This is a genomic window from Gottfriedia solisilvae (assembly GCF_002128405.1).
In the GTDB taxonomy this organism is placed as follows: Bacteria; Bacillota; Bacilli; order Bacillales; family Bacillaceae_G; genus Gottfriedia; species Gottfriedia solisilvae.
Map to the genome: position 1 here is coordinate 838784 of NZ_NETJ01000002.1, position 13720 is coordinate 852503.

Sequence of the window (13720 nt, forward strand, 5' to 3'; positions counted from 1 at the left end):
AATATTAGAAAAAATTTCCAAATAAAACTGATTATTAGAAAAACCGCTTTCTTTATAATAAAGGTTGAAACAAGCATGAATGTTTCGTATGCTAGTAATGTGACTTGTTGTTTTAGAATTAGAGGTGAGTATATATGTTAAATTTTTACGTATCTGATGCAGGGGGAAAATTGAATCAAGTCGATACAATTGAAAAAGGTTGCTGGATCAATGCGATTAATCCAAGCGAACAAGAGATTCAATTTTTAGTCCAAAAATTAGATTTAGATTTAGACTTCATTAAAGACCCTCTTGATGATGAAGAGCGTTCAAGGATTGAAATTGAAGGAGAACATACTCTTATTATCGTGGACATTCCAATTGTAGCTCATGATGATACTGGAAATACAATTTTTGATACAATTCCAATCGGGATGATTATATCTTCTAATACGTTTGTAACGATTTGTTTAAGTGAGAATCCAATCTTCGAACGATTTATATATCAAAAAGTTAAAGGATTTTTTACATTTAAGAAGACTCGTTTTGCACTTCAGCTCTTGCATACATCTTCAACTTACTATTTACGTTACCTTAAACAAATTAATCGAAAAACCAATGAAATTGAAGCTGAATTACATCAGTCAACGAGAAATCAAGAATTATTTACAATGCTAAATCTTGAAAAAAGTCTTGTATACTTTACGACATCACTAAAAGCAAATAAAATTGTGATGCAAAAAATTCTTAAAGGTAATGTGTTAAAAATGTATGAAGATGATGAAGACTTATTAGAAGATGTAATCATTGAAAATAAACAGGCAATTGAGATGGCAGAAGTTTATAGCAATATCTTAAGTGGTATGATGAATACTTTTGCATCTGTTATTTCTAATAACTTAAATATTGTCATGAAATTCTTAACTTCAATTACTATTATCCTTTCAATTCCAACGATGGTGTCTAGTTTCTTTGGAATGAATGTACACATTCCTTTAGCAAAGATTCCACATGCTTTTCCGATCGTTATTGGAATCTCAGCGTTATTATCTTCAACAATTGCATTTATATTTTGGAAAAAAAGGTATTTTTAACTCACATGACCGACCTGTTTTTAGGGAGGTTTTGTGAGTTTAATTTTTAGCAAAATGGGGTGAGAACATGACTTCGAATTTATATCATTCATTTTTACAAATGAACACGATTTTTATTTCAATCGTAGTTGAAGCATTGCCATTTATATTAATTGGTGTCTTCATTTCAGGGATCATTCAAATTTTTATAACAGAAGAAATGTTATCAAAAATCATTCCTAAGAACAGATTTGGTGCCGTTTTTGTGGCAATTTTATTAGGATTTATTTTCCCGGGTTGTGAATGTGGTATCGTTCCGATTGTTAGTAGATTAATAAAAAAAGGCGTTCCACATTATGTGGCAGTTGCTTTTATGTTAACTGGTCCTATCATAAATCCTATTGTACTATTCGCAACATTTATCGCCTTTGGGAATAATATTGAACTCGTAATCTATCGAGCTGGAGCTGCAATGATAGTAGCTTATATAATCGGCATCATCTTATCATATCTTAAAATCGAGAACCCATTAAAGCATGATATAGAAACAATTGCAGTCAATCATACAATGCCAGTTAAAAGGAAATTATGGAATGTGTGTGTTCATGCGATTGAAGAGTTTTTCTCAATGGGGAAATTTTTAATTTTAGGCGCATTGATCGCTGCTTTTGTCCAAACTTTTATACCGACATCGACATTAATGAAAATTGGAAATGGTCCAGTTACAAGTATAATTGTTATGATGCTTCTTGCATTTATATTATCACTTTGCTCTGAGGCAGACGCATTTGTTGCATCTTCATTCCAAAGTACATTTTCAATCAATTCGATTGTAGCATTTATGGTATTTGGACCAATGGTAGACATTAAAAATACTTTAATGTTATTTCAACATTTTAAAAGTAAATATGTTTTCACTATTATCGGACTAGCTGCAATCTTAACATTTGCTGTGACAATTTTAATATAAGGGAGAATCTATATGGCAAGAGCATATGTATTATTAGGTTTTACATTTTTCTTAATGCAAATGCATATTACAGGTAGTATCTCAAAATATATCAATATGAAATACTCTTATTTATCATTAACTGCTGGAATTCTCTTTGCATTTTTAACAATCATTCAAGTTATTCATACATTTAAAACATCAGACCAAGATCACGACCATGATCATGAATGTAATCATACATGTGACCACGGACATGTTCATAAAGAGTCAAAAGGAATCAGAAAAGTTTTAAATGGTATTATATTTTTGTTTCCATTAATAACAGGGATTTTCCTGCCGATTGCAAGTTTAGATTCTACGATTGTTCAAGCAAAAGGATTCCATTTTCCAGTTTCTGAACCAGATAACAACGACCCGTTTATGCAAAGACAATATTTAAAACCAGATTTAAGTATTTATTACGGTCAAGAAGGATACCAGAAATTAATTGATAAAGAATCTAAGGAATATATTAACAAGGATCATATTGTTTTAAATGATCAGGATTTCTTAAAAGGGATGGAAGTACTTTACGATGAGCCTGGCCATTTTATCGGCAAAAAGATCACGTTTAAAGGATTTATTTATAAGGAAAAAGGTTTAAATGAAAACCAATTATTCTTATTCCGATTTGGCATCATCCATTGTGTAGCAGATTCGGGTGTTTATGGATTGCTAATAAATTTACCTGACCATCAGTCATTTGACAATGACCAATGGGTTGAAGCGACAGGTGTCATAAAAGAAATGTACTATCAACCATTTAAAGTAAACATTCCGTACATTGAAGTAACTGAAACTAAAATGATTGAACCTCCTAATAATCAATATGTATACAGAAATAAATAAAATGGGCATATAGCCCATTTTTTTTTGAAAAAATGAATTTAAAAGATATACAACTAATAAAATTTAATTTCACGTACCGAAATAAGTGTTCTTATTAATTTTATGTATCTTTTAAGGATTAGTTTTGTTCCTAAATCATCATTTAGTAATGAACATGCCTAATTTTGTGAAAAAACTTGTTCATATATAGGTATGTACACATTCATAAACGACCATCTCTACGTATGTTAAGTATGTACAATAAAATAATTATAGAGGTGTTTTTAAATGTGGGGATTTTGTGGTGGTTGTAACAGACGACGTACTGAGCCAGTAAGAGATGATAGAGAGTGGGTAACTGTACGTAAACCATGCAATAGAAATAATGACGAGGACTGTGACTGTCACAGAGACAGAGACAGAGACAGAGATCGTAATAACGCTGTATCACCAAGCTCTTTCTGCGAACGCCAATTGCGTGCAGCTGAAAATAGTTGCATAGCAAATCCAACAACAAACTTTTCTGGTTGCAGAAGAACATTTTAGTATTTTAGTCTAGATTGTTACGGTTAAATATAATTTATGTCTTTTCCTTAAGAAAGGTGTCTAATAAGACACCTCTTTTTTTATATAGAAATTTTCATTCTATTTAAAAGTGCTTGTACATAACATTTAGTAGAGGTGATTGAATGAGACAAGCAATCTATATAAAATCTATTAATCTGAAACGAGTCACGGCAAGTGTCTTTGTTGGCATTGTCTTATTATTTTTAGTCGCAAGTCTTTTTGTTACATCAATGAAAAATACAAAATCATACTATATACATCAATGGTTTGAAAAAATGAGCTATGAAGGATTTATCAAAGCATTTGAGTATGAAAATGGTCATTTCAAATTAGGAAACGAATTATCAAAGAATGGACAACCTATCAGCAATATATTATTTTCATTCATCACAAATATCAGACTGTATGATCCAAAAAGTCTTTTAGTTCACGAAATTTCAAGTATGACTAAATTTGAAAATAATATATTAGTTGCAGGTGAGGGAACAGATTTTACGAATTTACCGATTGAATCTAGTTTAACGATTCATGAAATCAATCAGAATCCAGATGTAAAGGATCCAGTTAATGAACCGCTGAAACCAACTAAACCACCTAGTAAAACAACTGATGGAGATGTGTTCTTTATTTATCATTCACACAGCTGGGAATCGTTTCTACCGTTAATTCCTGGAGCAAAGACTCCAAACCAAGCATCATCTCCAAAAGTAAATGTAAGTTTACTAGGTGAGCGTTTGAAAAAGAATTTGGAAGCTGCTGGTATTGGTGCTGTTGATGATAAAACAAATATCGGAAATGAATTATCAAAAAGGGATTGGACTTGGGGATCATCTTATAAAATGTCTCGACTTGTTGTACAAGAAGCAATTGCTCAAGATAAGAATTTAGATTATTTAATTGATATACACAGAGACGATCAAAGAAGAAAAGTAACAACAATTGATATTGATGGCGAAAAATACGCTAAACTCTACTTTGTTGTTGGCGTTGAAAACAAAAATTACAAAAAGAACTTAGAATTCGCCAAAGCAATTAACAATGAAATTAAGAAAGTTAATAAAGGATTAACAAGAGGGATTTATAGTAAGAACTACAAACAAGGTAATGGTGTTTATAACCAAGATTTATCTCCTAATTCATTATTAATTGAAGTAGGTGGAGTTGATAATACATTACCTGAGCTTTATCGAACTATTGATTTACTTTCGGAAATTTTGAGTGAATACTATTGGAATGCCGAAAAAGCCAATAATTAAGAAAACAGCAGAGTGAAGAAAAATACGGAAATATAAATAATGAAACCCTTAAAAAGGCGACTAATTAATTTTTAATTAGTTGCCTTTTTTATTTAACCCAAAATATTAATGAGTGATTCAATTAACTTACTTTTAGATTGTATCGAATAATATTATTATGTAAACTAATAACTTAAATAGATTTAATTTTTTAAATATTATTATATTAAACTTCCAATATATGTTTCTTTCTTATATGATAAATATATACAGAATTTGACAAAAGGAGACATAAACATGAGGAGTTTAAAAATCCTTATCATATTTTTGATTAGTAGTGTTTTATTCATTTCGAATTCTGTAAATGCCGCTATAAAACAACCTAATATATTTACAGATGAGAAAGAGCAACTATCTTATTTGCAAAAAGGAAAAATTTTACCAAAGTATATAAATATAGAGGGTACCATTACGAATATTGAGTTTATAAGTTGGCTTCAATATTTTACATATGATGAGAAAAAGAATTTACGTTCAAAGTCAATTTCAGATGATCAAAAAACGAAGTTAGTTATAAAAGAGTTAAAATTAGAAGCTATTTATCAAAAGTGGGAAAAAAGTGGAAGTTTAAAGAAACAGTTATCTTATTTTGAAATGATGTCAATTTTATATCAGTTAAATGGTTATGAAAAATTAAGTGAAACGCAATTAAATCAATTAATCGAATTAGAAAATGTAATGACAAAAGAAGAAATAAGTTATGTTACGAATAATACTAACTTGAAGAAAAAAACAGCTGCGGTTCTTTTTGCTAGATTTATCAAGCAGTTTCAAAAGAATCAGTACAATACATCAGGTCAATCAATCACCTCAGACAGTACACTATTCCTTACCGAAGGACCATCCTCCAACTTTCAACACATCATTGAGATTCCAAAGAAAAAAAGTTATATGGTGATCACAAAAATAGGTAATGTAATTCTTGCAAAATTTAATGGGAAAATTGGTTTTTTATCAAAATCAATTACATATTCATTTGAAAAAAATGTTTATAAAACGAATGCAAATAAAGTCAATATGCGATTAGGACCTTCAACATCTCATCCAATCATAAAAGTAGTAAATCAGAATGAGCAACTTGAAGGTAGGCAATTTAACTCAGAATGGGTACAAATTACTTCTTATAATGGTAAAGCTTTTATTTCAAGTAAATATGTGAAAAAGGTAGATTCACCACAAAAAAATAATGAAAATAAAGATGATACTGAAAATTTAGTAAAAAAAGTCTATGTATTAGCCGATAAATTAAATATCAGAGCAGAACAATCTGTATCTTCTAGTATAATAGGCACAGTTTTAAAGGGTGAAGAACTAGAATTAATAACAAAATATACAAATTGGTCAAAAATTAAGTATAAAAAATTAGTTGGATTTGTAAGTAATGATTACATTTCTACTAAATCGAATTCACTTGATAAAACCATTGTGATTGCAATTGATGCAGGTCATGGTGGCAAGGACCCAGGAACACATTTTAAGGAGCTTAATGAAAAGAACATTACACTAGATACTGCATTGAAAATAAGGGAATCATTTGAGTTCTCAAATGTTCAAGTAGTTCTAACGAGAGAATCAGATGTTTTCTTGGATTTAGGTGAAAGAGTTAAAATTGCTAAGCAGAATAAAGCAAGTTTATTTGTAAGCATTCACGTAAATTCAGGCAGTGGTGCAAACGGTGGCGGTTCTGAAACTTATTACTATGGTAATACCGGTAAAAATCCGTTCATAGCAGAAAGTCAGTTATTAGCAGCTTCTATTCAAAAAGAGATGCTACAGGCTTGGGATTTATCTGACCGAGGAGTTCATCATGGTAATTTTCAAGTGATCAGAGATAATTCAATGCCAGCTGTGCTTACAGAGTTAGGTTTCATTGATTCAAAAAAAGATCAAGCGTATTTAAGCTCAAATGAACAATTAACTTTAATCGCAGAAGCAATCCATGACGGAATTGTTAACTACTTACAAAAAGAAGGATATATCTTTAAACAAAGTACTTAATTGATTCAAAAGGAAAATGACATAGATAAATTTACATATTATTTTTTGAAAATTAAATATATAATAAAGGGGTTTTCTGTAATGATTCGTTTTAAAAATATTCGAATAAGTGGGAAATATGGAATTGTGACGATCGGAACAATTTCTGTATTTGTTGTCTCATCAGCATTAACATTTGGGTTATTAAACTCAATACATACGGAATATAAAAATGCAAATCAAATTAATCAGCAAGCATTAATGGCTGAAAAATTATCATCAACCTTTTATAAAAAGTATGTAGCATTATCTGCATATGCTACGTTTAAGGATCAAGCATCATTAGACAGCTATCGTGCGATTGATGAAGCGTTTTTAAAATCAATTAAAAAAGCAACTAAAACAATCGATGATAAAGAAATCAAAAAATCTATTGGTGATGTAGTTGAATACAACACATTAATGAATGATATTTTAGAGAAGAAAATCGTACCAGCTGCTAATGAACGTGATGATTCATATGTAAAATTGCTTGTTCAACAAGCATATGGTACACAAAAATATATTGATGGGATTTCTAGTAAAATTATCAATATTTTAGAGAAGAAAAATAGTAAAGTTGATGATAAAGTTCAAGGTGCAATTAAAACTGTTAAATCAGTTTTAGTTTTAGCTGTTCTAATTAGTGCGCTACTTTCAAGCATAGCTTTATATGTTGCTAATCGATTAATCAATGGAAAAATGAATAAGGTATTACATTCTATTAATGAAATTTCAGAAGGAAACTTAGCGGTAGAAAATGAAGTATTCGAAGGTAAAGATGAAATTGCTTTACTATCTAGTGCAACGAATAAAGTTAAAGAAAATCTACTACGTATTGTTAAACAAATGAATAATGTTTCTACTGAAATGAACGAACGTAGTAATGAATTAACGCAATCAGCTTCAGATGTTCAAAAAGGTTCACAGCAAATTGCAGCTACAATGCAAGAATTAGCAACTGGATCTGGTATTCAGGCTGAATCTTCAAATCAAATGGCTGAAATGATGAGCGATTTCAATGATAAAATGTCTGTAGCTGGTCAAGCAGGTGAAACATTAAAAGTAGCTTCAAATGAAGTACAAGATCGTACAAGCCTTGGTTATAAGCAAATGAATGAATCATTACAACAAATGACAATCATTCATGATGTAGTAAAAGGTTCAGTTGAAAACGTAGAACAGCTAGTTTCTCATGCTAAATCAATTTCAAAAGTAATTAAAGTTATTCGTGATATTGCCGACCAAACGAATTTATTAGCTTTAAATGCTTCAATTGAAGCTGCTAGAGCAGGCGAAGCAGGTAGAGGATTTGCGGTTGTTGCAGAAGAAGTTCGAAGATTAGCTGAAGGTGTTAAATTATCTGTTCAGGATATTACTTCAATCGTACAATCAATCCAAACAGAGGCGACTACAATGGCAACTTCTCTAAATGCAGGATTTAAGGAAGTTGAAAAAGGGACACAATCAATCGAAGCTACAGGTGAAACGTTTAATGGTATTAATAGCCGAGTAGAAAATATGAACTTAGAAATTCAAGAGATTGCAACTACATTATTTACAATGCAAGACGGTAGCATGGAATTAATGAAATTTATTGAACAAGTTGCAGCTGTAACAGAGGAAAGCGTTGCTGGTGTCCAACAAACTGCAGCTTCAGTAGAAGAACAAAGTGCAACAATGGATGATGTAGCATCAAGTGCAGTTCTATTAACAGAACTTGCAGGTCAATTAGATCAAGTAATCAGTCAGTTTATTATTGATGATTCTGTCGAGAAAGTAAGTGTTGGTTTTGTTTCTGAACAATTTATTGATCAAAACGAAATCATTGAACCAGCGAAAAATAATATTGTTGAGACAACAGAATTTCAGAATGAAAATACGGATGAACTTGTTAAGGAAGAAATGATTCTTGAGGATGACAACGCTGAAGTAGAAAACATGATTCTTGAAGAAGAATTTGAAGTAGAAGAAGAAGATGCTGTAGAGTCGAGCGCAGTTGAATCTATTGAAGAATTAAAAAATGAAGAAGTAGATGTAGAAGAGCTGACAAAAAAATGATTAGACTAGGAAACTGTTTAGTAATCTAAGCAGTTTTCTTTTTTTTTGTTTGGTTTTTTTAATACAAATTTTTGATTTTAGCTAATTACAATTAGAGTATAAAAAGAAAAGAATAGGTTCTGAGAGTGATTGGAATGAAAAGTGACAAGACTCCCTTGGGAGATGGAGGAAACTAAAGACCCCGCAGGGCAAACAAGGTAGACATGCTAAAACCACGACGTCCTATCGTAACGAATGAATGATTCACATTATGTGGACCCGAGGCTCAAGTCGTCACTCCCCATAGAAAGCGAAGTACCTGGAATGTAAATCAACATTCTTTTTTTAAAGAACCTTTTGTTTAATAAATTATAGAAGTTTTCTGAACGCACTGCACCCTAAATCAATCTCCATAAGAAGGAAATAGAACATCCTTTATATTTAGAAAGTTGTAACATAACCTTATCAAAATTGTAAAGAATAGAAAGTATGTAAATCAAAAATCTATTTAGTGGAGGTCAGTACATGAAGAAAAAAATCATGATATTATTTGTTTTCTTATTATTTTCAAATTCAAAACCTACATATGCAGTGACTGCGCAAAATGAAGTTCTTGAAGATGCAGTATTATCGATTTTATTTCCAACTATTAATAAGGAATTGTTCAAAATGTTTGGACCAGGTGAAAAATATAATTGTGCAGCAATTACAAATATCAAAAAAAAATATAATGGTACTTATGTTTTTGGAGCAACAATTCAATTGGTGGCATATAAACCACAACAAAATCCACCCTATACTTTAGTAAAGTTCAATTTTTCAAACGACGATGGAGTTTGGAGCATTAAATCTGTAACAAAAGAACCAATTCAAACAAAAACAACTGATTTATGTAGACCTCCTGTATAATTTATAGGAAAAAAATCATTTTTATTAAAAAAAATGACAAATATTAGTAATTTTTGTAGGTAAAAAGAATCTATTTTTTCATATTCAATGATAATTATCCAATAAAATATGATATGATAAAGAAAAAAATTAAAGGTGGCATTTTCGTTGGCAGGAATTGATTCGGTAAAGGAGATTATCTATATTTATGGTGATAAGCATAATCATTGCTTTATTACTTCTGGCATAAATTATAAAGAATTTGTACAAGGGCTGCCATTTCCACTTCAAAATATTCTTTTATTAAAACATGATGTACAATGGTCAGATTTTAATTTGAATTCTTCTTTTTTTTATGTTGAAAAAGATTATATAAATCAATTTATTTTAGATCAAACCGAAAATGATGAACTCTGTTGGATCGATTTCGAGGAATTAGCAGACTTAGATGAACTTGAGCCTAAAGAAATTGCAGAACTTTTATATCTTGCTCATAAAAAAGAACCATTAAATAAGCCATTTATACCAAGATTAAATAACTCATTTGCTTATATGAGTATAAGTGATGGTATGTATCAAAAAGTTTATTATAAACGGATGAATGATTTTATCATTATGTTGTGTAATGTTATTTCATATAAAATGTCACATCTTCAACGTAGAAGCTTAAACATTTTTCAACGTTCGAAAGCCATTACACCAATCAATCTAAAACTTATGCTAACACTATTTCCTCTTATGGAGGATGGATTAATAATAGATATAAGTGAAAGAGTTGAAAATAGAAAGGTTATTGAAATACCTATTTTCCGCGTTGATTTTTACTCTGGTGTTGATGAAGTATTAGAAAATGTAGAAGAATATAAAGAAATAACAAATCACTTCGCAAACTTAACATACTCTAAAAAAGATGATGAGTGGAGCGTTGTTGAAGTATAAAAGAGGATTCCTCAGAATCCTTTTTTCAATGTATAGACATATATATAAAATAGATATTAAGACTGGCTGAAAACGCTTGTCTTTCGAGGCGTGAAGCTTGGTGAGGAGCGAATTTACCTTAGAGGGTAATAAGCACCGCAGACAGGCGAAACAACAAAGAAAGCGAGCGTTTGGCAGCCAGTCTTAAAAGAGGATTCCGTGGAATCCTCTTTTTTATGCTATAAAATTGCACTTAAGACAAAGAGTAAATTGTAAAAAATGGATACGACCACTGAAAAGAGACCAAATCCAATTGCAGTATAACCTAAGGTTGAGTGACCTTTTGTAACAGTATAAATTCCGAGAACAATACCGATTAAACCAAATAATACAGGCATTAAAAATAATGAAAATAGTGAAAAAAATAGAGCGGTATATCCAATAACTAATTTCCAAAGATACGTTTTTGATTCAGAATCTGTATCACTATAGTAAATATTCCTAGTAGGATAGAATTCTGTACTGTATTCTTCATTATGATCATCTGAAAATGTATGATTTCGTTTATTCAATTTATTTTTTTTATGACGATACATAATTCCACTCCCTTCTTTTATGCCTTACATTTAGTATGCATCTAAGCGGGTCTTTGATAAGTAGAAAGAATTACTAATTCAAACATCAAACGCTATTTTTAAATGGATGATTGATAAAATGAAAAAAGTGTCAAATCATGCTATAATTTGGATATAGAAGAAGAGTTAATGGAGATGATTTAATGAGCAAGTCAGATTTAGAAATTGCATTTGAATCAAAAATGAAAAAAATGTCGTATATTACTAAGGATTTAGATCTATTTGAAGATGATGTTGAAAATTACGGACATTATAAAGCAAAATTATCATTGTCAGTATTAGAACGATTAAAAAATAATGATGATGGAAAGTTAATATTAGTTACATCAATCAATCCGACACCAGCAGGTGAAGGAAAATCAACTGTAACTGTTGGATTAGCACAAGCTTTTCATAAAATAGGGAAAAAAGCGATTGTTGCATTACGTGAACCTTCATTAGGACCTACAATGGGTGTAAAAGGAGGGGCAACTGGAGGAGGATATTCTCAAGTTTTACCAATGGATGATATCAATTTGCATTTTAATGGTGACATTCACGCAATCACAACAGCAAATAATGCACTTGCGGCTTTTATCGATAACCATATACAACAAGGAAATGAACTTGATATTGATGTCAGAAGAATTACTTGGAAACGTGTTGTTGATTTAAACGATCGTGCATTAAGAAATATTATAATCGGCCTTGGTGGACCTACTGAAGGGGTACCAAGAGAAGATGGATTTGATATAACTGTAGCCTCTGAAATTATGGCTGTTTTATGTTTAGCTTCTGATATTCAAGATCTGAAAGCTCGTCTAAAACGCATAGTTGTTGCTTATACTAATGAAAAAAGGCCAGTAACGGTTGGAGATTTGAATGTTCAAGGCGCATTAACATTATTGTTAAAAGACGCAATTAAACCAAATCTTGTACAAACAATTGAACATACACCTGCAATTATTCATGGCGGTCCATTTGCCAATATAGCTCATGGATGTAATAGTGTAATCGCAACGAAGATGGCATCAAAATTAGGTGATTATGTCATAACAGAAGCAGGTTTTGGAGCAGATTTAGGTGCGGAGAAATTCTTAAATATTAAAACAAGAGCGCTAGGTGTTACTCCTGATGCAGTTGTAATAGTAGCTACAATTAGAGCTTTAAAAATGCATGGCGGCGTTCATAAAACTGAGCTTGCGACTGAAAATGTTAGTGCGATTAAAGATGGAATTTGTAATTTAGAAAAGCATGTTGAAACGATTCAAAAATTTAATGTCCCTGTTGTAGTTGCTGTTAATAAATTCATAACTGATTCCGAAGAAGAAATTAGTTTTATTCAACAGTGGGGCAGGGAAAACAATATAGATGTTGTACTAACAGAAGTATGGGAACATGGTGGATTAGGTGGCGTTTCACTTGCCGAGACAATTGTTTCATTACTTAAAAAGCCGAAAGAGCCATTTCATTATTTATACGACTTAAATGATTCTATTGAAACAAAAATCACGAAAATAGTGAAGGAAGTATATGGTGCTGATGGGATTAATTTATCTACAAAAGCAAAAAAACAAATTCAAGAATTTAATGAAAACGGTTGGGGAAATCTTCCAATTTGTATGGCGAAGACTCAATATTCTTTGTCTGATCAGCCTCAAGCATTAGGAAGACCATCTGGATTTAAGGTAGAAGTTAGAGAATTAAAGGCGTCTATTGGAGCAGGTTTTATTGTTGCTTTAACAGGAAATGTACTAACAATGCCAGGGCTACCAAAAAAACCTGCTGCATTAAACATGGATATTGATGAAAATGGCCGAGCTTTAGGATTATTTTAATTTTTAGTTCTGTTAATAGCTCTCGCCTCATGGAAAGCGAGTATCCTGAAACGGAAATCAACATTTTTTCAAACAGAAGCTAATTTTTAAAAAGAGGTAGAGGATACCAACTTACTGGATATCCTCTTTCTTATGTAAAGGGGAAATATTTATGTTTGATCCAACAGCATTTGATAATATGAAAGTGATTGTTGAAGGAATATTATACGATAAGGATTTAGACGGTGACTATCTCATTATCGATAGAGACGATTTTATGAATTTATCGAAAATGAATCGTGAATTTTCGATTACGTATAAGAAGAATAATGTGAAAAGCAATGTTAGCTGTAAATTCACTTTAGCCGCAACTGCTAAAGATTTATACTCGGAATTGTTAACTTCTAGCGAAGATGTTGGTTGTTATGTAGAACAAACATTTTTTTTCAATAAAGAAATAGAGGCTGAAATCCTACAAAGAAGCTTGATGCTGCTGCAAAATCACACAGAACAACAATTCAACGTTTTTCATAACATTAAACAATCATTTTTTGAGAAAAATAAAACAGAAACATCGTTAATCATTAAGTTTATCAATAAAATAACAGAAGAAGAATTTGATCAATTAGAAGAATTGATACATATTACGGAAATAATGTTACAATGGTTTGATGAGAAATATTAAAGGAGATTT

General features: G+C 30.9%; 12 protein-coding genes. 11 read left to right on the forward strand and 1 reads right to left on the reverse strand.

Annotated features, from left to right (window positions below):
* Positions 1–134: 134 nt before the first annotated feature.
* The 9 genes from CAB05_RS09010 to CAB05_RS09050 all read left to right on the forward strand — a co-directional run bounded on the left by CAB05_RS09010 (position 135) and on the right by CAB05_RS09050 (position 10616).
* Positions 135–1073: a magnesium transporter CorA family protein gene (locus tag CAB05_RS09010; protein ID WP_087999482.1), complete on the forward strand. Its 939-nt coding sequence runs from the start codon at positions 135–137 to the stop codon at positions 1071–1073.
* A 67-nt stretch (positions 1074–1140) separates the two neighbouring features.
* Positions 1141–2022, forward strand: a complete 882-nt coding sequence (locus CAB05_RS09015) for a permease (protein ID WP_087999483.1) — start codon at positions 1141–1143, stop codon at positions 2020–2022.
* 12 nt (positions 2023–2034) lie between these two features.
* The gene (locus CAB05_RS09020) at positions 2035–2892 is read left to right on the forward strand and encodes a TIGR03943 family putative permease subunit (RefSeq protein ID WP_087999484.1); all 858 of its coding nucleotides are present in this window, start codon (positions 2035–2037) and stop codon (positions 2890–2892) included.
* Between the two features lie 267 nt (positions 2893–3159).
* On the forward strand, positions 3160–3417 hold the full coding sequence (locus tag CAB05_RS09025; protein ID WP_087999485.1) for a hypothetical protein: 258 nt from the start codon (positions 3160–3162) through the stop codon (positions 3415–3417).
* A gap of 143 nt (positions 3418–3560) precedes the next feature.
* Positions 3561–4694, forward strand: coding sequence for a stage II sporulation protein P (spoIIP, locus tag CAB05_RS09030; RefSeq protein ID WP_087999486.1), 1134 nt, complete (start codon positions 3561–3563; stop codon positions 4692–4694).
* A gap of 276 nt (positions 4695–4970) precedes the next feature.
* A complete protein-coding gene (locus tag CAB05_RS09035; RefSeq protein ID WP_087999487.1) occupies positions 4971–6731 on the forward strand; it encodes an N-acetylmuramoyl-L-alanine amidase family protein in 1761 nt (586 codons plus the stop codon).
* An 81-nt stretch (positions 6732–6812) separates the two neighbouring features.
* A complete protein-coding gene (locus tag CAB05_RS09040; protein ID WP_087999488.1) occupies positions 6813–8810 on the forward strand; it encodes a methyl-accepting chemotaxis protein in 1998 nt (665 codons plus the stop codon).
* 504 nt (positions 8811–9314) lie between these two features.
* The gene (locus tag CAB05_RS09045) at positions 9315–9698 is read left to right on the forward strand and encodes a DUF3888 domain-containing protein (RefSeq protein ID WP_087999489.1); all 384 of its coding nucleotides are present in this window, start codon (positions 9315–9317) and stop codon (positions 9696–9698) included.
* A 147-nt stretch (positions 9699–9845) separates the two neighbouring features.
* Positions 9846–10616, forward strand: coding sequence for an oxalate:formate antiporter (locus tag CAB05_RS09050; RefSeq protein WP_087999490.1), 771 nt, complete (start codon positions 9846–9848; stop codon positions 10614–10616).
* Positions 10617–10834: 218 nt separating this feature from the next.
* Here CAB05_RS09050 and CAB05_RS09055 read toward each other — a convergent pair whose 3' ends face one another.
* Positions 10835–11191 carry a permease gene (locus tag CAB05_RS09055; RefSeq protein WP_087999491.1) on the reverse strand — a complete coding sequence of 119 codons (357 nt, stop codon included), beginning with the start codon at positions 11189–11191 and terminating at the stop codon, positions 10835–10837.
* 182 nt (positions 11192–11373) lie between these two features.
* Here CAB05_RS09055 and CAB05_RS09060 point away from each other — a divergent pair, with 182 nt between their 5' ends.
* Together CAB05_RS09060 and CAB05_RS09065 are read left to right on the forward strand one after the other, a co-directional pair.
* Positions 11374–13047, forward strand: coding sequence for a formate--tetrahydrofolate ligase (locus CAB05_RS09060; protein ID WP_087999492.1), 1674 nt, complete (start codon positions 11374–11376; stop codon positions 13045–13047).
* Between the two features lie 151 nt (positions 13048–13198).
* Entirely contained in the window at positions 13199–13711 is a 513-nt protein-coding gene (locus CAB05_RS09065; protein WP_087999493.1) for a hypothetical protein, read from the forward strand.
* The last annotated feature ends 9 nt before the right edge of the window (positions 13712–13720 follow it).

What these genes read in the sequence shown, in the direction of transcription:
- spoIIP (WP_087999486.1), top strand. Translation starts at nt 3,561, where the DNA reads ATGAGACAAGCAATCTATATAAAATCTATTAATCTGAAACGAGTCACG.
- CAB05_RS09040 (WP_087999488.1), top strand. Translation starts at nt 6,813, where the DNA reads ATGATTCGTTTTAAAAATATTCGAATAAGTGGGAAATATGGAATTGTG.
- CAB05_RS09045 (WP_087999489.1), top strand. Translation starts at nt 9,315, where the DNA reads ATGAAGAAAAAAATCATGATATTATTTGTTTTCTTATTATTTTCAAAT.
- CAB05_RS09020 (WP_087999484.1), top strand. Translation starts at nt 2,035, where the DNA reads ATGGCAAGAGCATATGTATTATTAGGTTTTACATTTTTCTTAATGCAA.
- CAB05_RS09010 (WP_087999482.1), top strand. Translation starts at nt 135, where the DNA reads ATGTTAAATTTTTACGTATCTGATGCAGGGGGAAAATTGAATCAAGTC.
- CAB05_RS09025 (WP_087999485.1), top strand. Translation starts at nt 3,160, where the DNA reads ATGTGGGGATTTTGTGGTGGTTGTAACAGACGACGTACTGAGCCAGTA.
- CAB05_RS09060 (WP_087999492.1), top strand. Translation starts at nt 11,374, where the DNA reads ATGAGCAAGTCAGATTTAGAAATTGCATTTGAATCAAAAATGAAAAAA.
- CAB05_RS09065 (WP_087999493.1), top strand. Translation starts at nt 13,199, where the DNA reads ATGTTTGATCCAACAGCATTTGATAATATGAAAGTGATTGTTGAAGGA.
- CAB05_RS09055 (WP_087999491.1), bottom strand. Translation starts at nt 11,191, where the DNA reads ATGTATCGTCATAAAAAAAATAAATTGAATAAACGAAATCATACATTT.
- CAB05_RS09015 (WP_087999483.1), top strand. Translation starts at nt 1,141, where the DNA reads ATGACTTCGAATTTATATCATTCATTTTTACAAATGAACACGATTTTT.
- CAB05_RS09035 (WP_087999487.1), top strand. Translation starts at nt 4,971, where the DNA reads ATGAGGAGTTTAAAAATCCTTATCATATTTTTGATTAGTAGTGTTTTA.